Genomic DNA, 21,834 nt, shown 5'->3' on the forward strand with positions numbered 1-21,834 from the left:
TAGAGTCAATGCGTTCAAGGGGCTTGCAGCCCTCCGAGGACGGATGCTGAGGGGGCACCCCGGCTGGGCGTAGACTTGGCCAACCGTGTCCGACACCCGACATACCCTGCTGTTGGTCGATGACGAGCCGGATGTCATCGATCTCCTCCAGCGCATGTTCCACAAGCGCTACCAGGTGCTCTCGGCCTCCTCGGGCCGCGAGGCCCTGGAGCTGCTCAGGCGCCATCCCGTGGACGTGCTCATCACCGACCAGCGCATGCCGGAGATGACGGGCATCGAGCTGGTGACGGCCGCGCGCGCCGAGGGCCTCGACGTCACGGCGCTGCTGCTCACCGGCTACACCAACCCCGAGGACATCATCGCGGCCATCAACCGGGGGCAGGTCTACCGCTACATCACCAAGCCGTGGGACCTGAACGATCTCGTCTTCACCGTGAAGAACGCGGTGGACTACACCCAGCTGCGGCGCGACAAGGAGCGGCTCTTGCGCCAGCTGCACCAGCGGGTGGAGGCGCTCGACGTGCTCTACGCGGTGACGCGCGCGAGCGCCGGAGAGCCGCTCGACTACGACGCCATCATCGATCGGGTGCTCGTGGCGGTGTCGCGCGTGCTGCCATACGACTGTGGCGCGGCCCTCATCGCGCTGGGGTGGGATCGTACGGCCACCCTGCGCCTGCGCTGCCAGGGGCTGGCCGTGGGCGAGCAGGCCCTGCTCGGCGTCAAGGAGTCCATGCTGGGCGCCTGGAGCACGCGCTCGGGGCTGATGTTGTCCGAGGACCGCGTCATCACCCACGTCGAGGGCACCACGTCCCCGGACACCGCCGCCCCGGTCGTCTGGGGCAGCCAGCTCACCGTGGCCCTCACCGCCGAGGGCCGTCCGGTGGGGCTCTTGTCGCTCTTCTCCCAGCGCGCGCACGCCTACTCCGAGGAGGATGGCGCGCTGCTCGACACCCTGGCCAACCAGACGGCCGCCGCCATCCAGGCCCTGCGCGCCTCCGAGGAGGCGTCGCGCCAGCGCATCGAGCGCATGGTGCAGTCCATGGCCGATGGCGTGCTGCTCACCGACGAGAAGAACGAGGTGGTGGTGCTCAACCCCGCCGCGCGCCGCCTGCTGCGGCTCGAGGAGGGCGCCCTCCAGGACGCCGGAGCGCGGCTGCGCGAGCGGCTCGGGTTCGATCCCTTCGAGCTGGTGCACGGCTGGGAGGCGGGCAGCGCCCAGGTGTTGCGCGAGGAGCTCACGCTGGATGCGCGCACCATCCACACCACGGTGACACCGGTGCACGACGCGCGGGGCGTGCTGCGCGGCGTGTGCGTGGTGCTGCGCGACGTCACCGAGCAGAAGCAGCTCGAGGAGCGCAAGGACGAGTTCGTCCACATGGTGAGCCACGAGCTGCGCACGCCCCTCACCTCCATCTCCGGCTCGTTGGACCTGGTGCTCAACTTCCTCACCACGGACATGAACGAGAAGCAGCGGCGCTACCTCCTGCTCGCGCGCGACTCGACGGAGAAGCTCAACGCCATCGTGGATGATCTGCTGGACCTGGCCAAGTTCGCCAAGGGCCGGCTGCGGATGAACTTCGAGTGGACGCACGTGGACGAGCTGGTGCGCCGCGCGGTGGAGAAGTACGGCCCGGCCTTCCAGGCGCGCGGCGTGACGATGACCACCGCCCTGCCGCAACATGGCCAGCGCGCCCAGGTGGATCCCAACCGCATCACCCAGGTGCTCAACAACCTGCTCACCAACGCCGCCAAGTTCACCCCCGAGGGCGGCCAGATGCGGCTGGCGCTCAAGAGCACCTCGGCGGTGCCCGGCTACTTCGCCATGTCGTGCTGGAACAGCGGCGAGCCCATCGCCCAGGAGAACCTGGAGCGCATCTTCGACCGCTTCGAGCAGGCGCGCACCCAGGCCAACCGCACCGTGCGCGGCACGGGGCTGGGGCTGGCCATCTGCCGCAACATCGTGCAGGCGCACGGCGGCCACATCTGGAGCGAGCCGTGCTCGGATGGGGTGCGCTTCATCGCGGTGTTCCCCCTGGAGCCCGGCGCCGAGCCGTTCCGGCCCGAGGAGCTGGACTCCCAGCGCAAGCAGGACGCCGCGCCGCGCGGCCACCTGGTGCTCGTGGAGTCCGATCCGAACATCGCCTTCATCACCAAGGCGCTGCTGCTCGCGCGCGGCTACGCGGTGCGCATCGCCCCCAACGCCGAGGAGGCCCTGGCGCTCGCGCGCACCCAGCCGCCGGACGCCATGCTCGTGGATGCCCGGCTGCCCGTCATCGATGGGCTGCGGCTCACGGAGCTGCTCCGGCAGGATCCGCGCACGCGCCTGCTGCCCGTGCTCATCCTCTCCGCCTTCGACGAGCGCCCGCGCGCCTTCCGGGCCGGGGCGGATGCCTTCCTGTCCATGCCCCTGAGCGCCGAGAGCCTGGTGGCCACCGCGGACTCACTCGTGCGCGGACGCGCCGGCAAGTCCCAGGGGCGCGTGCTCCTCGCGGACGCCGACGAGAAGGTGGCCTCGCTCTGCCACGAGGCACTCGGCGGCCTCGGCTACGAGGTGCGCGTGGCCACCTCCCTGGCGCTCGCCCATCGCGCCCTGGGCGAGCACCGCCCGGACGTGCTGCTGCTCGGCGCGCAACTGCCCGACGGCGACGGCTACCACTTCCTCGAGGAGATCAAGGCCGAGCGCGCCAGCGGCTCCATCTCCGTCCTCTTCCTCGCCCCCTCGGCCGATACGGGCATCAAGGTGCGCGCCCTGAAGCGCGGCGCCGATGACGTGCTCCCCAGGCCCTTCGACGCGTTGACGCTCGGCTCGCGCGTGGAGGCGGTGCTGCGCCGCAAGCAGCGCGAGCGCGGCGCCTCGCCCACCACGCAACTGCCCGGCCCGGGCGCCATCGAGCGGGAGATCCAACGCCGCTCCTCCGAGCGCACCCCGTTCGCCTACTGCTACCTGGATCTGGACAACCTCAAGGCCTACCAGGACTACTACGGCCTGGCGAAGGCCGATGGCGTCATCCGCCAGACGGGAGATCTCCTGCGCGAGGTGCTCGCCCGCGAGGGGCTGCCCGGTGACTTCCTCGGGCACATGACGGGAGATGACTTCGTCTTCGTCACCTCCGCCGAGAGCGTGGACCGGGTGTGCCAGCGCGCGCTCGAGGTCTTCGATCGGCTCATCCCGCTCTACTACGACAAGCAGGACCGGGAGCGCGGCTACATCGAGACGCAGGGGCGCTATGGGGACACGCGCCGCTGTCCCATCATGAGCGTGTCGGTGGTGGCGGTGCTCAGCGACAGCGTGCCCGGCCAGGCGCTCACGGAGCTGGCGCGGCGGGCCTCGGACATGAAGAAGCGCGCCAAGGCCATCCCGGGCTCGGTCTACCTGCGCAGTGATCGCGATCAGGCCTTCGTGCGGACGAGCGTGGGATGAGACTCTACCAGCAGCTCATCCTCTTCATGCTGGCCGCCTCGGTGCTGCCCCTGGCGGCGGTGGGCTTCTCGCTGCTGTCGGAAGCCGAGTCGGAGCTGACCCGCCGCATCGTCTCCGAGCAGGGCCTCATCGCCGAGACCACCGCCGAGGCACTCTCCGGGGAGCTGATGAAGACGGCGGAGGCGCTCGGGCGCTCGGCGGGACTCATCGACTGGGAGCACATCACCCCCGCGGAGTTCGAGGGCGGGCTGAAGCTGCTCTACGGGCAGTCCTACGCGGTGAGCGCGGTGCTGGCGGTCGACGCGGAGGGCAGGCCCCGGGGGGCGCCGCTCTTCCAGGCGGAGGGAGAGAACGACCATCCGCGTTTCGAGCCCACCGCGGCGCTGGCGCTCGCCCAGGCCGTGCCGGTGCGCTCGCTGCGCCAGGCGGAGCGGGGCCAGGTCTTCCTGGGCGGTGTCTATGCGCACCAGCCCTCCGGTCAGACGGCGATGGCCATGGCGGTGAAGCTCGCCGATGGCGAGAACTCCTCCTTCGCGCTCGCCGAGGTCGTCTTCTCCGAGCTGGAGTCGCTCCTGGCGCGGCGCGCGCGGCCCGAGCTCGGACGGATCGAGCTGGTGAAGGTGTCGGCCGGACGCATCCTGCTCAGCACCTGGCCCGGACGCCGCTTGCAGACGTTGGAGCCGGCGCTGGCCTCGGCGCTGACGGACGCGGGCGGCACGGCGGGGCGGAGCTTCCGGGTGGAGCCACTCGCCCTGCGGGTGAGCACCGCGCGGGTGCCCCAGGTGCCCGACTTCGCGGTGGTGGTGTCCCTGGACGAGGCGTCCGCGCTGGCCCCGGTGCGCGCCATGCGCCGCACGGTACTGCTGTTCATCCTGGGGGCCTTCGCGGTGCTGCTCGGCGTGGGGGCGCTCTTCACCCGTCGGCTCAACCGCCGGCTGGCCCACGTGGTGTCCGGCGCCGAGGCGTTCAGCCGGGGCGAGCTGCACCAGCGCGTCCAGGTGGACGGCGATGACGAGCTGAGCGACCTGGCGTCCACCTTCAATGCCATGGGCGGCGAGCTGGAGCGGGCCCGGGAGCGGCTGCTGCGCTGGAACGACGAACTCAAGGTCCGCGTGGACGAGGCCACCGCGGAGCTGAAGACGGCGCAGAGCCAGTTGCTCGAGGCGCAGAAGCTCGCGGCGGTGGGCCAGCTCGGCGCCGGCGTGGCGCACGAGATCAACAACCCCCTGGCCGGCATCCTCGGCAACACGCAGTTGCTGATGCTCGAGCGCGGCGAGAAGGACCCGGACTTCGAGACGCTGCGGAAGATCGAGCTGAGTGCCAAGCGGTGCAAGGACATCACCCAGAACCTGCTGCGCTTCTCGCAGCAACGCGCGCGGCCCGAGCTGCGCCCGGTGGACCTGGGGGGCGTGCTGCGCGACGCGCTCTCGCTCACGGAGAACCAGATTCAGGCGGAGGGCATCCAGATTTCCATGGAGCTGGCGAGCCCGCCCGTGCGGGTGCGGGCGGATCCGGGGCACCTGTCCCAGGTGGTGCTGGCGCTGGTGTCCAACGCGCGCACCGCGATGATGAAGTCCGAGCAGCGTCGGCTCACGCTGCGCACCGGGGAGCGCGACGGGCAGGGCTTCTTCGAGGTGGAGGACTCGGGCAAGGGCATTACGCCCGAGCACCGCTCGCGCGTCTTCGAGCCCTTCTTCACCACCAAGGACGTGTGGAGCAACGTGGGCCTGGGCCTGTCCGTCGCCTGGCGGGTGGTGAGCGAGGCGGGGGGCACCATCGAGCTGCGCACGGAGGTGGGGCAGGGCACCTGCTTCACCGTGTGGCTGCCCAAGGCGTGAAGGAGTGCTTCGGAACGGTGACAGGACCCATTCCGGTATCGCGGGAGTGCTCGGCGGACGAGCGACTCAGAAGGAGCAGACGGAGTCAGGGCCGCAGTAGCCGATCCGCCCATTGCACTCGCAGTCCAGATCCTCGGAGCAGAAGCGCGCGGGGCAGATCGGACCGCCGCCACCACCCCCACCACCCGTGCCGTAGGATCACGCCCGGTCATGGGCGCAGGGAGAGCATACGCACCCGGAGTGTTCTCGTACCAGGAGTCCACGCTCGCCGCGATGGCCCCCGCGTCCATTGACGCATGAATCGAGCTACGGCCGTCCTCCGCTCGCGCGCACGATTTGGAAGCAAGCGCCCAATGGCATACGCCTTTCCGCGTTGCTCCTGCACGTTGGGCGGAAGCGCCGCGCTCACCCTTGATCGCTGAATCAAGGGGTTGGCGGGAGGGAGGAGGCGCGGGGCACCCGGTTGACAGTGGTGCTTGCCCCCCGGGACGATACCGCCAGACCGCATGGCCCCCTCTGGCCAGTGCCGCTCTGGATGGGAATGAAGATCTGGAAGCATTCGCGCCGTGACGCGGTCCTGTTGGCGCTGAGCCTCGCCCAGGCGGCGACGATGTTCGCGCTGGCGGCGGCCTGGGATGAGTCCTCCTGGCTCTGTCGGCTGGGGGGCGCGTGCCTGTTGGTGCTGACGGTGACGTACAACTTCATCGTCATCTCGCACCTCTTCATGCATGAGCCCTGGTTCGAGTCGCGGCGGCTCAACGCGCTGGCGTCGGCGCTCAACTCGTTCATCATCGGCCAGTCGTTGCAGCGCCATCAGCTGTTCCACGTGCGCAACCACCACCGTTACAACAACGATCGGAAGGACGCGGACGGGAAGACGAAGGATCTGACCTCCACCTTCCAGCAGGGCGAGGGTGGAGAGCACGGCGGCCTCTTCCATTATGTCTTCAGGGGGGCGGTCTCCATGCTGGGCACCACCGGACGGGGGCTGCTCTCGGTCACGCGGTTGTGGCGGGTGGGCGAGCACGAGCGGGAGCTGCTCGAACTGGTGGCGAAGGGTCCGGCCCGGCGCGAGCAGGAGCTGCGCCAGGTGCGGCTGGATCGCCTGGCGCACTTCGCCGGGGTATGCGTCTTCCTGGCCCTGTCGTGGCGCTGGACGCTCTGCTGCTACCTGCCGGCCCTCTTCCTGGCACTCGTGCTGGTGAACCTGCAGAACTACTTCGAGCACTTCGGCGCGGCCCCCGAGAGCCGTTACACGGACTCGGTGAGCTACTACGGCCGGCTCTACAACCTGCTCGCCTTCAACGACGGCTATCACCAGGAGCACCACCTGCGGCCGCAGGCACACTGGAGCCTCCTGCCCGAGGTGCGGCATGAGCTCACCGCCCAACTGGAGGGCGCCGAGCGCGTCATCTCGCCAGTGCCCGCCCTGCTGGGCTTCCTGCACCGCGATCGGCCCCTGCTACACCGTCGTCCCGGAGGGCGCTCCATCCCCGGTTCGCCACGCGCGGTACTCATCCTCCTGATGTCCGTTTTCATGGGGGCGGACACCGCTCTCGCTTCGATTCCCTCCGAGGCTCGTGCCCCCCTGGACACCTGTCTCGAGAGGTGGGTGGAACTCAGCGGCGGCGAACGTCCTGGGCACCTTCGGGGAAGCCTCCAGGGCCGTCCTCCCTGGAGACCGCCCGGCGGCGTGGCCAGAGGGCGTAGCCCCAGAAGGGGAGGAAGAGCAGCAGCTCCACCATCACCACGTAGACGCCACGCGCGGAGAGCATGCCCGCCCCGATAGGCGCCACGGGAATGGGCCGCAGGGGGAGGAAGTAGCGGGCGGTGGTGAAGGGCCACAGGATCGCCGCGCCCAGGCCCCCCGTGGTCATCGCGTCCAGCAGGCCATGGCTGCCCACGGCCACGAAGGCGAGCAGCCCCGCCTCGAGCGCGGGTCCTCGCGCCACCCGCGTCCCCACCGCCACGACGAGCGACACCAGCACCGCGAGCACGAGCGAGTGCGAGGCGCCACGATGTCCCCACTCGGCCGCGTAGGGAATGCCCAGCTTGAAGGCGACGACGTCCGCGTCCGGCAGCATGGCCAGCGCGGCCAGGGCCACCATCGCGGCCCCTCGCCTCCGGGGAGATGCCGTCCTTCCACCCAGGCGCCCGAGCGCCAGTCCCACCGCGATGTGTCCGAAGCTCGCCATGTGCTTTGTGTGGGGAGTCTAGCTTCAGTCCACGGCGGCCTGATCCACGAAGAACACCACGCGTCCGCCCGTGGCCGGATTCGTCACGCCACTGACGCCCTCGGTGACCGTCCACAGGTTGGTGCCACTGCCCGTGGCGTGCATGCCCTCGGGCATCCGCGCCCACTGGGAGCTGCCGGACAGGTACGCCTTGCGCGAGGCGCTCGTGGACACCTTGAAGAGCGCGCCGCCGTAGCGCGTGGAGCTCAGCCAGTACGAGGTGGTGGCCGTCGAGGTCATCACGGGCGCCACGCCCTGCACGTTCGGCTCGTTCATGATCCAGGCGCGCTCGGGCACCACCGCGCCGTTCACCACCACGAGCCGGTTCGTGGTGGCGTTCAGGGGCCAGCGGTAGAGCCGCCCGCCGAGCCCCGGTGTGGAGCCGTCATACGGGCACTGCGCGTCGCTGCTGTTGCAGTACTCGCCCGAGAGCACCGCGCTCGTGCCACCGCGCGTGTCCTTGCCGAGGAAGGAGAACTTGGGCCGGCAAGGGCTCGCGATGGTCGAGGGCACGGTGTACGCGCTCACCTGGGGCAGCACGTACTTGTACCCGTACGCGCACCATACCGAGCCCACCTTGCCCACCTGCGTCTCGCACGTGGCGCTGGTGTCCACCTGGCGGATCTGCGTGAGGTCGAACACTCGCAGGCCGTCCGAGGTATCGGCCATGTAGAGGTAGTTGCCGAACCAGGCGAGCCCGCCACCATGCTCGTTGACGGTGGTGAACTGGCCCGCGCTGGTGGGTCGGACGAGCAGCACGTGCCGGTAGTTGACCGTGCTGCCCGACATGTTCGAGATGTCCGCCACGGACAGACGTACGCCCTTGTCCGGGTTGCTCGGCGCGTAGTGCCAGGAGACGAGGGCGACATTCGTGTCGCCGGAGACGCCCGCCGTCAGGGCCTGGGGAATCCAGTCGGTGGTGGCCATGTCGCCGTCGTTCCAGCGGAAGCCGCCTTTGTAACCCGTGGCGGGGGGATAGGTGCTCGCGGTGAGCACGGGGCCCGCGCGGTTGAGATCGCCCAGGAGGGCCGGCAGCCCGAGCGCGGGGCCCACGTCCGCCATGTTCGCGACGGAGTTCGTCCAGGTGTTCTGATCCACCAGCCGCAGACAGCTCGCGTCGTGGGCCGTGAGCGGCGCGCCCTCGGTGAGGGGCCGTGCCTGCGATTCCAGGGCGGTCTCGCTGCTGGCCTCCACGTCCGGAGCGGGGCCACACCCGCCAAGACACGTCGCGATGAACAGACTCCAAGCCATCGGGTCACGTCCGAACACAGCTACCTCCTGATAAACAGTGAGGACGTGATTTTCAAGGTTGTGTAAAGGAAAGGCAACACGTGTCCCACCCCGAGACGCGGCGCTGGAAGTCCACATCACCAGGAGAGACGCAGAAGCCCCACGGCCGCGCCGCCGACGATGAGCCAGACGGAGTTGATGCGATAGCGCAACAGGAGCAGGGCGCTGACGAGCGCGAGCCCCACCGTCACCGTGTCCACCAGGGCCGCCCGGCCCAGCTCCCAGGTGACGCGGGCCATCAACGCGAGCGAGGCCACGTTGACGCCGTCGAGCACGGCACCGGCCACCCACGAGCGGCGCAGGCGCGGCACCAGCGGTCCACTCACCGCGACGAAGAAGAAGGCCGGCAGGAAGATGCCCACGGTCGCGACCACCGCGCCGGGCACGCCCCCCAGCACGTAGCCGATGAACGTGGCCGTGGTGAAGACGGGGCCGGGCGTCACCTGTCCCACCGCCACCGCGTCCAGCAACTGCGCCTCGCCCAGCCAACCCCAGCGCTCCACCAGGTCCGTGCGCAGGAAGGCCAGCAGCACATAGCCGCTGCCGTAGAGCACGGAGCCCACCTTGACGAAGAAGAGGAACAGTCCTCCCAGGCTGAAGGGCACGGCGCTCGTGACTCCGGCCGCGAGGCCCAGCGGCACCAGGGGTCCTCCCACCCGCCTCCCGTCGATCCCCTTTGGCGCTCCGTCCCGGTCCGCCGCGCGCCGCCCCCCCTGCCAGAGCACCATGAGCACCCCGGCGCCCAACAGGACGAGCAACTCGTGCAGGCCCAGGCCGTTGGCGAGCACGGCGGCCAGTGCGACCGCGGCGAGCACGCGGGTCTTCACCGCGCTCCGGCCGAGGCCCCAGAGGGCCTGGAGCACCACCGCGATGATGACGGGCTTCACTCCGTACAGCACGCCTTCCAGGGAGGGCAGGGTGCCCCAGCGGACATACGCCCAGGCGGCCCCCAGGGTGAGCAGCATCGCGGGGAGGATGAAGCAGACGCCCGCCACCAGCAGGCCCGCCCATCCGCCCCGCCGGTGGCCCAGGTGGATGGCCAGCTCCGTCGAGTTCGGCCCTGGGATGAGGTTCGTCGCGCCCAGCAGATCGAGGAACTCGTCGCGGGTGAGCCAGCGGCGCCGGCGCACCACCTCGTCCTCCATCAGGGCGACATGGGCCGCGGGTCCGCCAAAGGCGGTGAAGCCGAGCCGCAGGAAGAGCAGCGCCACTTCCTTCAACGCTTGCGCGCGAGCCATCCCGACCTCAGACACGCGGAGCTCCGTGCCGTTTCCACCACCGTGCCTCCAAGAAGAGGAAGACGCCACCGGGCATTGGGCGGATGAGGAGCGTGGCGGCGGTAGCCTTGGTGGCGAGGAGGCGTGACTTCAGGGGGGGTGGACTCATGGGGGTCATCGAAGCACGGCCGCCACCGTCGAGAATCGGTCAGAGATCGTTCGGGCGAGCCGAGAGGCAACCCGTGGCGGGCCCTGTCCGCGCGAGAGACGACGCGACGGCGTTGCATCCGAGGTGCGGCCTGCGATAAACCCCCGTCTGCCCACGGTCCCGTAGCTCAGTTGGATAGAGCGGCGGTTTCCTAAACCGCAGGCCACTGGTTCGATTCCAGTCGGGGCCACTCGCCCTGCTTCCCAAGTTCCCGGAAGCAGGGCGTTTTTCTGTCCGGTGGCGTTCAGGGCGGTGCGGCCTCGCTCTTCGGGAAGGCAGTGGGGGATGGGCGAGGCGCTACACTCGCCTCCCTCCCGCGATCCAGAAGAGCGATGCCGATGACCGCTGTCCTCCAGACCCAGCCCCCCATGTCCACCGACGATGCCCTCGCGCTCTTCGATTCCCTGGAGCCGGTCGACCTCGACTTCATGATGGGGCGCTGGGTCGGCGCCGGCTTCGACACGCACCATCCCATGGACGGCCTGCTCGAGACCTTCGGCTGGTACGGCAAGGCCTTCGTCACGCCCGACGACGTGCACCCGCTGCTGTTTCGCCGTGGCGGCGGCGTCGTCAGCATCAGCCCGCGCTTCATGCCCATGGGCCTGCTCTGGAAGCTTCGCCTGCCGCGCTCGGCGTTGCTCAACGCGCTGTCGTTGCCGCTCAAGTTCGCGCTGCAGACCCGTCGCGCTCGTGCCCGCGTGCGCATGATGGAGCACCGCGGCAAGGTGAGCGCGACGATGATCTACGACGACCTGCCCATCCACGACGTGTTCCGCAAGCTCGACGCCGTCACCGTGCTCGGCGCGATGGACCTGAAGGGAATGCCGCAGCCATTCTTCTTCCAGCTGCGCCGCGAAGGCGCCTGAGCCACGCCGCGCGGGCGCCCCGCGACGGAGCGCACGAGCCATCGCCGAGCCGGTGGGGGAGAGCGGGCGGGCGTACCGGCGGAGGCAGCCGGAGGGGACGGGGTTGTACGGGGCGGTGAGCGTGTTGACGAAAAAAGTCATGCATAACCGTCTTCCCCCGGCCGTCTATAGGTTTGAGTCGCTACTCCTTATCGTCATCGTCCGTCTCATCGTCCTCATCGTCCATCTCACCCAGGATCTGACTGATGCTCACATCGAGGTTGCTTTCGATGACGGCCAGGAGGCTTTCGAATTCTGTCGAATCCAGAGGGAGGCGCTCCTTGAGGAGACATTTCGTCTTTTCGTAGACCGCCTCCCGTGCGAGCTCGAGTCTACGGGACACTGTCAATTGATCCTCGCCTATCTTCTTGCCCAGCTCGATTGCCGTCAGACGTTTGACATAGTAATGCCAGAGCAGCCGTCGCTGCTCTTTCGGCAGCCCGTCGAGTACATCACTCAAAGCCTGATGGAAATCATCCATGAATCGACGCTCATCCTCCTCATCGTCCGTCTCACCCAGGATCCGACTGAGGCTCACATCGAGGATGCTTTGGATTTCGGCCAGGAAACTGTCGAACTCCTTCGAGGCCAGACTGAGGCGCTCCTTGAGGAGACGTTTCGTCTTTTCGTAGACCGCCTCCCGTGCGAGCGCGAGTTTACGAGACGCCGTTGATTGATCCTTGCCTATTATCTTGCCCAGCTTGGTTGTCGTCAGCCGTTTGACATAGTAGTACCAGAGCAGCCGTCGCTGCTCTTTCGGCAGCTCGTCGAGTACATCACTCAAAGCCTGACGGAAGGCATCCATGAATCGACGCTTGATGAGTTCGATTTCCGAGTTGGGCCCCTGGAAGGGGATGTTTTCCAGGGCATCCAGGAGGCTCGCCGGGAGCGAGCCATTGCCGGACGGCTGTTTGCCGGGTGGAAGCAGACGACTGGCGACGACATTAATCCAGTGTTGCAGGGTGCTGTTGCCCCGGTACGTCGCGAGCCGCGGCCCGGCGGGGGTCAGGCCCACCAGGAGCTGAATGCGGACATTTTGACAGACCTCATCCACTACGGAGACGGAGTTCGTCCGCATGAGCCAGGTTCGTAGCTCGGTCAGATGGTGCGCCTCCAACGTCGCGATGGCTTCGGGCACTTTGTGCACGCAGGCGCATGCGAGATAGAGATCTTCCAGGTTCATTTTCGCAAAGACCTGGGCGAGCGTGACACCCTCTTCGGTCGGAGGCAGCCGATGTGCCACGTAGCCCACGAAGACCTTGTCAGCCAAGCCAAACGGCTTCCCTTGACAACCGCGGTCGACGGCGTGCTTGAGCAGGCGTTCCAACTCCTCGCCATCGGCTGGCAGGTCTCCGTGTCTCTTCGTATGCTGAAGAAAAACCGGGGTGAGTGGTTTCGGTGGTTTCATTGCCCCGATGCTACCTGGATTGTCTTCTTCCCGCTGCATCCTTGTGAGTAGATTCGTGTGAGTGTCGCCTCGCTTACCATGGTCGTGGAGTCACCCTGGCTACCCGACGGAGAACCCGATGTCCGAATGTCTGACAGATGAGATCCTCGCGAGGCTCCTCGATGGGCGGCTGACCGCGGAGGAGCTGACCCACATGCATGAGCACATGGATGAATGCTCCCAATGCCGTGAGTTCGTCCTCAGGCTCATCCACCGCACTTCCTCCCAGGAAGAGTCTCAGGAAGAGACAGCGCCGCTTCCCATCGCGGGTTGGACACCTCCCACTGAGTTCGATGAGTTCCGTCTGGTGCGCCCGCTCGGCCAGGGTGCCATGGGGGTCGTCTACCTCGCACGGGACACGAGGCTGCGACGGTTGGTCGCGGTGAAGTTCATCGCCTCGCGCCATCCGGAGGCACAGGCCCGAGAGCGGTTCCACAAGGAGGCGCAGGCCATCGCGCAACTGCAACACACCAACGTCGTCACCGTGTTCCGCATCGGCCAGGTCGGTGACCACCCCTACATCATCACCGAGTACCTCGAAGGACAGACCCTGAGCACGCTGGACCTGCCGCTGCCCTGGCGACGTGCCCTCGGTCTGGGGGTCGGTCTGGCGCGAGGGCTCGAGGCCGCCCATGCCGCGGGAGTGCTGCACCGGGATCTCAAGCCCTCCAATGCCTTTCTCACCCTCTCGGGTGAAGTGAAGCTGCTCGACTTCGGGCTGGCCGAGTTCGTCGACCACTCCGCCCCCGGCGAGTCGGGCCTCGCGCGTACCGTCGTGGGAACACCCTCCTATATGGCACCCGAGCTCTTCCAGAGAGAATCGGCGACGCCACAGAGCGATCTCTATGCGCTCGGCGTGGTCCTCTATCAGTTGTGCACGGGGAAGCTGCCCGCGCGCTCCTGGACCGGGAGCACGAAATCCCCTCCCGAGCCCGCGCGGTCCTCGGAGGACGAGGGCCCTCCTTCGCTCACCGAGGACGTGCCGGGCATCGACCTGGACTTCGCCTCGCTCATCCAGCGCTGTCTCCACGTCGCTCCCGACCAGCGCTACGGCTCCGCCGAGGCCCTGCGTGCCGCGCTCGAGAGGCTCCATGTGCCCGAGGTACGCTGGGAGGGCAATCCCTACCGGGGCCTGGCGTCCTTCGAGGCCGAGCACCGCGCGCTCTTCTTCGGGCGCGACGCCGACATCGAAGGGGTGCTCGAGCGCCTGCGCCGCCAGCCCCTCGTCCTCATCGCTGGGGACTCGGGGATCGGCAAGTCCTCACTGTGCCGCGCCGGCATCCTCCCTCGAGCCACCCAGGGCGCGCTCGACGGCTCCCGCAACTTCACGTCCCTCACGCTCCAGCCCGGCCGACGTCCTCTCGCGGCCCTCGCCGCCGCACTCGTGCCCGTCCTCAAGCGGCCAGAGGACGAGCTCGGCGCATGGCTCGCCGAGCAGCCCGGACGGCTGGGGCCGGCGCTCCGGGCCCTTTGCGGGCCGGGGCAGGGTCTGCTCCTCTTCGTCGACCAGCTCGAGGAGCTCATCACCCTCAGCGAGCCCGCCCAGGCGGAGCACTTCGCGCGACTCCTGGGTGAGCTGGGCGAGTTGACCGAGTCCTCATCCGGTGTCCGCGTGCTCGTCGCGGTGCGCGGTGATTTCCTCACCCGGGCCGGTGTGCTGCCGGGCCTGGACACCGCGTTCGAGCGGGCGCTCTACCTGTTGCGGCCCCTGAGCGCCGACGGGGTCCGCGAGGCCATTGTCGGCCCCGCCCGGGGTCGAGGCGTGACCTTCGAGGCCGCGGCCCTCCAGACCCTCGTCGAGGCCATGGCTCGGGGCTCGGGCAGCCTGCCCCTGCTCCAGTTCGCCCTGGCCGAGCTGTGGGAGCGCCGGGACTCCGTCAGGGGCCACATCACCCAGGCCTCGCTGGAGGCCATGGGCGGCGTGGCCGGCGCGTTGTCGCGCCATGCCGACGCGGTGCTCGCGCCGCTCCACGAGACCGGGCAGCGGGCCGCGCGTCAGTTGCTCGGTCTGCTCATCACGGCCGAGGGGACCCGTGGCGAGCGGAGCGAAGAGGAACTTCTCACGGTCTCCCCGGAGGCTGGCACCGCCCTGCGAGCGCTCGTCGAAGGGCGTCTGCTCCAGGCGCGCGCCGTGGGTGGACGGACCCACTACGAGCTGGCCCACGAGGCACTCATCACGAGTTGGGGGACGTTGCGCCGTTGGCTCGATGAGGACGTCGGCCAGCGCGCGCTCCGGCAGCGCCTGGAGGTGGCTCGTGCCGAGTGGGAGCGTCTGGGGCGTCCCGAGGAGCTCCTCTGGCGCAAGCGCCAGCTGGATGAGGCGCGGGCTCTCCCCGCCGCGGACCCGGGCTCGCGCGAGCAGGACTTCCTCCGCGCTTCATGGCGCGCCGTGCGCCGCGAGGAGCTGCGCCGCGGATTGGCCATGTTCCTCGTCGTGTTCCTGGTGGGAGGAATCTATGGCGGATTGAGTCTGTGGGGGCATCTGGAGACCCAGTGCGCCGTCGAAGAGAAGCGGGGCCTCGCCCGGGCGGAGTTCGCCCTGGGGCACGAATGGCGTCAGCGCGCCAGCGCCGCTCGCACTCAGGCGCTTGAGCTGTTCGACCCTGAAGGCGCCGGGACGAAAGGAGAACCGCACCAGCGCTGGGCGAAGGCCGAGGAGATCTGGCGTGAGGAGGCGATCCAGGCGTTCAACATCGCCGACACCGCCCATGCCGAAGCGTGGCGAGCCCTCGAAGATATCCTCGAGCGCGTTGGCAATGAGACGGATACGCACGAGCTTCGCATCCAGCTCACCCATGAGCGCCTCCTGCTCGCCGAGGAATTCCACCGCACGGAGGCAAGCGCCCAGTTCCTCCTGGACCTCAAGCGGCTGACGGCCACGGACCCCGTCTGGCGGGAGCGGCTCGATGCGTTGGCGGGGCTCGAGGTCCAGACCACGCCACCGGGCGCGGGTGTCGAACTCTGTCGGTACAAGAAGTCCAAAGGCATGTGGCAGTGCGAGCCCGTGAGTTTGCCCAGCCCCCAGACGCCCATCGCCCGGCTGTCTCTCGAGGCGGGCTCCTATCATCTCCGCTTCACCCGAGAGGGCCAGGCGCCGGTCGATCTTCCACTCCTGCTCGAGCGGGGCAAGACCGAGCAGATCCAGATCAACCTTCCTTCCTCCGTGCCCGAAGACTACGTCTACATTCCCCCCGGGTGCTTCCTTATGGGCAGCAACGATCTGGAAGAAGTGCGGGACTTCATGCGCAGCATGCCGATGCACAAGCGCTGCATGAAGGAGGGAGAGGGCTACCTCATGGGCAAGTACGAGGTGACCCTGGACGACTGGATAAGGTATCTCGAATCCGGGGCCGCGACGGAGGAGGAGCGAAACCTGCTGGTGACGGAGAAATCCAGCGCGTGGGGGGCGCTCACGCTGCGGCCCCTGGGCGCTGACTCCTGGGAGTTTTCCCTCAAGCTGGCGAGTGGGGACGTCCTCACGGCGCGCGACGACCAGCGTCTGCGCTACCCCCACCGGAGCTTGCGCCAGGAGCAGAACTGGAGACGATTCCCCCTCGCGGGGGTCTCCGCCAAGGAACTCTCGGGCTACCTCTCCTGGTTGAACCGCACCGAGCTGCCGGGAGTGCGCCTGTGCAATGAGATGGAGTGGGTGCGTGCCGCTCGAGGTGCCGACGATCGCAGGTATCCGCACGGCTCCCAACTCGAGCCGGACGATGCCAATTTCGATGAGACCTATGGCCGTCAGCCCGAGAACTTCGGGCCCGATGAGGTCGGCGCCCATCCCGCCGCGGTGAGTCCCTTTGGCATCCACGACATGGCGGGCAATGTCTCCGAGATGGTTCAACCGCCGGTCGCGGATCTCGGTGACATCGTCATTCCGGGGGGCGCCTGGTATTTCGAGCGCATCGTGGCGTTCATTCCCAATCGTCAGGCATTCACCGCCACGTCTCGGGATGTCACCGTGGGTGTGCGCCTGTGCGCCTCATGGCCCCCGCGGTGATGCGCGGATGAGAATTTCCGCATAACTCCGTGGGCGGTGCCTTCTTCTCTCATGAACCCGGAAGAGAGGATCATGATGAAGAATCGACTGGTCGTTGTGGCTTGTCTCATGGTGGGCACTCCTGTACTCGCCGCACCTCCGCGGCCGCGGCCCTGCCAGGACCGGAGCCCCGACCGCAATGGCACACGACAGGGCACGCTCCTCTGGGGCATGAATGGAGAGGGCGTGCTGGCATCGGTGGCGCTGGACGGTGCGCGGCTCGAGGACAAGACCCTGTCGGGACTGCGACTGGAGAGGGGGCACCTGGTGGCCTCTCCCGATTCTCCCTCCCTGGAGGGTGTGGTGTTCCAGGGGAAGACCCTCGATGGCAAATCCGTGGAGGTGGCGCTCTGCCTCGCCGAGCCCTATCAGATGGATCCCTCCCAGGTGAGGTACCAGATCGAGGTGTGGAAGCCAGAGCACGCGATGTGGGAGAACCCGTGCATGGCCACGGACCCTGTGTCCACGCCGCGAGCGCTGGCCGTGCCGGGGGTGTGGGATGCATCCGGTGCTCGCCAGGAGATGGCGGGGGCGTTCACCTTCGCGTGTGAGGCCGGCGCCATCGCCAAGTGTGTGGAGTGGCGCTACAAGCCATGGGCGAAGAAGGATGGGAAATCGCTGGCGGACATTCACCAGGCGTGCACGCGCATGGCGAGGGCGGACTACTGCGGGAATGGGAACAGCCACACGCGGGATGGCAACTCCATTGACGTCTACGATGGGCTGAAGGTGATGGAGCGCTCGACGGTGTCGAACGAGCTCTGGGATGTGCGGCGGGGTTCGTTCGAGGCGGCGTGGAGCACCGAGGGCGCTTTGTGTTTGTCACATACGCGAGACGGGCGGGCGGTGGAGGAGGTGATGGCGGAATGCCCCAATCTTTTCCAGAGATCGGACAAGGATCTGGGCGAGGGCGACCAGTGCACGGTGGTGCGCAAGGGGGCGAACGTCGAAGAGGCGCCGCTGCGCAACCGCTCGTATGGCCATGGCGAGCAGGCCCTGTTTCAGGGCGCGGTGCCATAGGCTTCGCTTCGAGGCGTGCTGGGGGCGATGGCTCGCAGGGGGGCATCGCTGCCCAGGGCGATGAAGGGGGCCCAGTCTTGGGGATGGGACTCGGGATGCTCTTTCCGAAACGAGCGCATGGCTTCGCGAAGGGCGGAGGCGCGCCCCTGTCCCGCCAACAGGTTGCGGTAGTAGCGGTAGTAGATGTTCATGAGCTCTTGGGTGGAGTCGTCGTTCACCTTCCATAGACTCATGATCACGGTCTCGGCGCCGGCGATCACCAGGGCGCGGCGCAGACCATAAATGCCCTGGCCCAGGCGGACCTGGCTGCGGCCGGTGTCGCAGGCGGACAGGACGACGAGCTGGGTGCCCCAGAGATCGAGCCCGGCCAGTTCCGCCGCGGTGGCGAGGGAGACATCGGAATCCGTCACCCATCCGAAAAACCGACGCATCTTTCCCCCTCTCCAAGGCCATGTGACACCTGCGCTGGGCCAGTGCCCTCATGAAATGCTCAGAGCCGACGCCGTTGGCAGCCAACCGTCGAGCATGCTCGGGTACTTCATTGAAAGTAGACATTCAGGTATTCATGTTGGCTGAACACCAATCCGGCATCCATCGGGAGGGTTTCGGCAATCCCTCTCTTCCCACGAGACCGACGACTCCACCTCCGAGCGATGGCTCGGAGGTGAGGTCCAGGCTGGATGCTCTCAGCAGTCATCCCACTTGGCGTCCGAGAAGGCACCGCCGCCCGCCTGGCCGCAGTAGTATCTGCCGTAGTTCGTGCAGTTGCCGTAGGCGACGTTCGGGAAAGGGCCATGCCACTTCGAGCACTTGACGTAACAACAGGCGGCCGCTTCCCCCACCTTCCCCGCGCCAGTCTGTCCGTCCGTCCAGGGCGAGGGCTCCTCCGAAGTGGTGGTTGGATTCCCGGAAGCCGAGGTCTGCGTGGGGGCAGGGGTCTGCGTCTCCTCCTGCGAGACCTCGGGGCCACCACACCCCACCGCGAGGGCCGCTCCCAACATCAACATGCTCATGCCAGCGAAAATGCTCTTCATGAAATAGACCTTTCTTCAATGATGCAAGCGAACGAACGTGACGCCAGGACAACTGCCTGACGTTTCTTCCAGGTACTGCTCTCGTCGCGGAGGATCCCCCCGATCCTCCGCCCTTCATTTCAATAGAAGGGGGACGTGGGCGACCTATGCAGGGAATTTGCGTTGTTTTTCGCCCGTCCCGTTTCGTGAGGTACCTGACTCGGGGGAGGCCGCATCACAAAAAGAAACCCCGCCACCGGTGGGACCGGGGCGGGGCATGACGGGCAGGGAGCCCGCCTTACTTGTCGGCTACTGGCCGTCGAGCTTGCCGTCCAGGTTGCGATCGAGCGCGATGCGCACGCCAGAGCCCGGCGGAACCGCGGTGAAGGTCACCTCCTGGCCTGCCTTGATCGCCAGCGCGCGCAGGGCCGTGGTGGTGATGTTCGCGGAGCCGTCGTCGGGCTTCCACGTCCCCGCCCCGCGGTCGTAGAGGAAGCCCTTCGGCTTGCCGCCCACGACCGTCTTCGCCACCAGGTCGGCCTCGTAGGTGGCGCCGCCCAGCACCTTCGACACGAACGGCGCCTTGGCGCGCGCGATGAGCAGATCGATGCGCGTGCCGACGGTGGCGGCGTTCGTCGACGTGAGCGTCACCTGCTGGCCCACGACGGGCGCCAGATCGGAGTCCGCCGCCAGCATGAAGGCCTCCACGTTGCGGCGGTCGGTGTCACCCGGGAAGCCCACGAGCGGCCCACCGACGCTGGTGTTGGAGAACACGATGGCGCTGAAGAAGCGGAACAGGGTGTCCACCGCGCCGTCATGCGTGAAGCCGAAGCCGCGGATCTGGTCTCCCATCGGCCCCGTCTCCGGATGCTGGAAGAAGCTGCTGTCCGGGAAGCCGAACATGCCGACCTTCGTGTACATGTTGCGCACGTGGGGAATCTTCATGATCTGGCTGATTCCCTCGAAGCTCGACTTGCCGTCGGTGCCGTAGAAGCCCTGCGAGGCGTCAATGGCATGGCAGCCGTTGCAGTTGAAGCCGGTGTCCGTGCCGATCGCGATGCCGTCCACTCGCCGGCTGCCGAAGTAGAAGTCGCGGCCGGACTGCTGGGCGGTGGTGAGCGAGTTGTCCAACTTGCGGATGGGGTTGGGCGGCAGCTGCACCTGGAGCTGGAAGGCGGTGAACTTGTTCATCTCCTCCTCGGTCGGGATCGACACGCGGCCGAGCAGCCCCTCGAACGCCACGATGAAGTTCTTGAACGACACGTCCTCCGCGTTCGAGTTGACGCCGAAGAACCCATTCGAGCGGTCACCCCGCCAGTGCATGGCGCCCGAGTTCGCCATGCCGCGCAGGGTCTGCGTCGTCATGGGCCCCTTCATCGGGTGGAAGGAGTGCTGGTCGCCGGTGCCGTTGATGGGCGAGCCCGGGTGCCCGGTGAGCGCATTGAACGCGCCGATCGCCAGATCGCTCGCGAGGCGCTTGTCGATGGGGTTGGAGGACACCTCGTCGTCCGGGTTGCCCAGATCCCACGCGAGCTCGTCCTTGTCGCCGAAGATGTGGCAGCTGGCGCAGGAGGCCTCGCCGTTGGCGGAGGAGAAGTTCGCGTCGTACAGGAAGGGACGGCCCTCCACGACGGAGGTGGGCTCCGGATTGTAGAGGGCGGCCGAGGCCACCTGCTTCCTGGTGGCGAGGTCGATGACCTTCACCCCGTTGTCGTAGCGGGTCATCACGTAGAGGCGGTTGCGTGCCTCATCCAGCACCAGACCGCTGGGGCCGCCGCCGCTCACGGGGATGTAGTTGGCGCTCGCGGTCTTCGGGTTGAAGGTGTCGGCCTCCAGCGCCGCGGTGTCGAAGACACCGACCTTGTTCGAGCTGAACGCGGCCACGTACAGCTTCGCGCCGTCGCTGGAGATCGCCATCTCCGTCGGGGTGGAGAGGCTGTGGTTCCTGGCCGTGGGATCGAACCCGGCGGAGTTGGCCAGCTTCGAGTAGTCGATGTGCTTGTTGAGGTGGCGGGGGTAGACCGTTCCCCCGGAGATGACGCTGATGCGCATCTTCGCGATGTTGCCCTGCACCGTACTGCCGCCGAAGACGCCGGGGCCCTCGAAGCGCGTGAGGTTGTTGGCCTCGCTGTTGGTCGCGTACACCACGCCCGTCTTCGGGTTGGTGGCCAGGTTGAAGATGGTCGTGCCCACACCCGTGTAGACGGCCTTCTCCTGCAGGTTGTCCGCGTCGATGGCGAAGACATCCTTGTCGGGCAGGTTCAGGCGTACACCGTTGTTCCAGTTGCGGCCGAGCACGTCCTCCCACTGGCCGGTGGTCTTGTTCCACTTGACGATCAAGCCCGTCTCGGGTGCCTTCGCGCCCGCGACGTTCGTGCGCGGACCGGGCTGGCCGCCCGGAAGGAGGTTGTTGCCCCACGGCCACGTGTCGGGGAAGACGAAACAGATGCCCGTGTCCTCGAACCCGTCGCACACGCTGTCCATGTTGACGGTCGTCGTCTGGTTGCCGGACTGGGCAATGGCCGCATAGACCGTCTTCTTGTCCGGGCTGACGGCGAGGCCACGCGGCGTGTCGCCGAAGAGCGTCATGATGCGCACGGGCGTGCCACCCAGCGTCGTTCCCAGGGAGGCCGGGTTGAAGACCCAGACGTCCGCGCGGCCCACGCTGGGCGTGGTGAGCTGCGGGTCGCCCGCGCCGGGGACGGAGGCGATGGACGGATCCGTGCGGTGCTGGCCGCGGTGCGCGGTGGTGATGAACGCATGGCCCTTGGTGCCAGCGAACACGATGTCGCGCGGCTCATCGCCGACGAGCAGCGTGCGCACCACGCGCGCGGTCCCTTCCAGGCTCACCACGCTGATGCTGTCCGAGAGGTGATTGACCACCCACACCTCGGTGTTGCTGCGCGCGGCGACGGAGACCGGCTCGAGGCCGACCGGCACCTCGGCGATGAGCGAAAGGCCGGAGTCGGAGACCGAGAAGACCTCCAGGCGATTGTCCGGCGTGTTCACGGCGAACAGCCGCGTCCCGTCGGGCGAGAGGGCCATCGGACGGACGTGCGCGCTATCGAACTCGATGAAAGAGGGCGTCTGTGCGGTGGCATTGACCGAAACCAACATCGATGCGGCGGCGCACAACGAAGCGGCTCGAGCGCGCCATCGGCTCAGGCTCGCGCCCACTTGCTGGGTACCCATGGTTGGACCT

At 67.8% G+C, this 21,834-nt stretch carries 11 protein-coding genes, 1 tRNA gene and 2 pseudogenes; 7 read left to right on the top strand and 7 right to left on the bottom strand.

The window, feature by feature from the left end:
• Nucleotides 1–85: 85 nt before the first annotated feature.
• The 3 genes and pseudogenes from CYFUS_RS22335 to CYFUS_RS22345 form a co-directional block, all read left to right on the top strand.
• Nucleotides 86–3,421 carry a response regulator gene (locus tag CYFUS_RS22335; protein WP_095987066.1) on the top strand — a complete coding sequence of 1,112 codons (3,336 nt, stop codon included), beginning with the start codon at nucleotides 86–88 and terminating at the stop codon, nucleotides 3,419–3,421.
• A complete protein-coding gene (locus CYFUS_RS22340) occupies nucleotides 3,418–5,259 on the top strand; it encodes a sensor histidine kinase (protein WP_095987067.1) in 1,842 nt (613 codons plus the stop codon). The genes CYFUS_RS22335 and CYFUS_RS22340 overlap by 4 nt, the downstream gene beginning before the upstream one ends.
• Nucleotides 5,260–5,869: 610 nt before the next feature.
• Nucleotides 5,870–6,649, top strand: a pseudogene (locus CYFUS_RS22345) (fatty acid desaturase family protein); the annotation flags it as partial.
• 229 nt (nucleotides 6,650–6,878) lie between these two features.
• Here the strand turns inward: CYFUS_RS22345 and CYFUS_RS22350 are convergent.
• From CYFUS_RS22350 to chrA, 3 genes are all read right to left on the bottom strand, one after another.
• The gene (locus tag CYFUS_RS22350; protein WP_095987068.1) at nucleotides 6,879–7,454 is read right to left on the bottom strand and encodes a metal-dependent hydrolase; all 576 of its coding nucleotides are present in this window, start codon (nucleotides 7,452–7,454) and stop codon (nucleotides 6,879–6,881) included.
• 24 nt (nucleotides 7,455–7,478) lie between these two features.
• Complete coding sequence (locus CYFUS_RS22355) at nucleotides 7,479–8,744, bottom strand: hypothetical protein (protein WP_232537712.1); 1,266 nt, start codon at nucleotides 8,742–8,744, stop codon at nucleotides 7,479–7,481.
• Nucleotides 8,745–8,860: 116 nt separating this feature from the next.
• A complete protein-coding gene (gene chrA, locus CYFUS_RS22360) occupies nucleotides 8,861–10,021 on the bottom strand; it encodes a chromate efflux transporter (RefSeq protein WP_095987070.1) in 1,161 nt (386 codons plus the stop codon).
• Between the two features lie 303 nt (nucleotides 10,022–10,324).
• On the opposite strand from chrA, the gene CYFUS_RS22365 reads away from it, so the two are divergent.
• Both CYFUS_RS22365 and CYFUS_RS22370 read left to right on the top strand, forming a co-directional pair.
• A tRNA-Arg gene (locus CYFUS_RS22365) sits at nucleotides 10,325–10,398 on the top strand.
• 178 nt (nucleotides 10,399–10,576) lie between these two features.
• Nucleotides 10,577–11,074, top strand: coding sequence for a DUF4334 domain-containing protein (locus tag CYFUS_RS22370; RefSeq protein WP_232537713.1), 498 nt, complete (start codon nucleotides 10,577–10,579; stop codon nucleotides 11,072–11,074).
• Between the two features lie 181 nt (nucleotides 11,075–11,255).
• On the opposite strand, the gene CYFUS_RS22375 is transcribed toward CYFUS_RS22370, so the two are convergent.
• Complete coding sequence (locus CYFUS_RS22375; protein ID WP_157758593.1) at nucleotides 11,256–12,521, bottom strand: hypothetical protein; 1,266 nt, start codon at nucleotides 12,519–12,521, stop codon at nucleotides 11,256–11,258.
• Nucleotides 12,522–12,639: 118 nt separating this feature from the next.
• Between CYFUS_RS22375 and CYFUS_RS22380 the strand changes: the two genes are divergently transcribed.
• Together CYFUS_RS22380 and CYFUS_RS22385 are read left to right on the top strand one after the other, a co-directional pair.
• A complete protein-coding gene (locus tag CYFUS_RS22380) occupies nucleotides 12,640–16,560 on the top strand; it encodes a bifunctional serine/threonine-protein kinase/formylglycine-generating enzyme family protein (RefSeq protein WP_095987073.1) in 3,921 nt (1,306 codons plus the stop codon).
• Nucleotides 16,561–16,632: 72 nt separating this feature from the next.
• Nucleotides 16,633–17,619: an ADYC domain-containing protein gene (locus CYFUS_RS22385; protein WP_095987074.1), complete on the top strand. Its 987-nt coding sequence runs from the start codon at nucleotides 16,633–16,635 to the stop codon at nucleotides 17,617–17,619.
• Here CYFUS_RS22385 and CYFUS_RS22390 read toward each other — a convergent pair.
• The 3 genes and pseudogenes from CYFUS_RS22390 to CYFUS_RS22400 all read right to left on the bottom strand — a co-directional run.
• Nucleotides 17,601–18,017: pseudogene (locus tag CYFUS_RS22390) on the bottom strand (CHAT domain-containing protein); the annotation flags it as partial. The gene CYFUS_RS22385 and the pseudogene CYFUS_RS22390 sit on opposite strands and share 19 nt — an antisense overlap.
• A gap of 288 nt (nucleotides 18,018–18,305) precedes the next feature.
• Nucleotides 18,306–18,653 (bottom strand): hypothetical protein, encoded by a 348-nt coding sequence (locus CYFUS_RS22395; RefSeq protein WP_095987076.1) that lies wholly within the window; start codon nucleotides 18,651–18,653, stop codon nucleotides 18,306–18,308.
• A 288-nt stretch (nucleotides 18,654–18,941) separates the two neighbouring features.
• Nucleotides 18,942–21,824: a YncE family protein gene (locus CYFUS_RS22400; protein ID WP_095987077.1), complete on the bottom strand. Its 2,883-nt coding sequence runs from the start codon at nucleotides 21,822–21,824 to the stop codon at nucleotides 18,942–18,944.
• Nucleotides 21,825–21,834: the final 10 nt, after the last annotated feature.

This window comes from Cystobacter fuscus (genome assembly GCF_002305875.1).
GTDB lineage: Bacteria > Myxococcota > Myxococcia > Myxococcales > Myxococcaceae > Cystobacter > Cystobacter fuscus_A.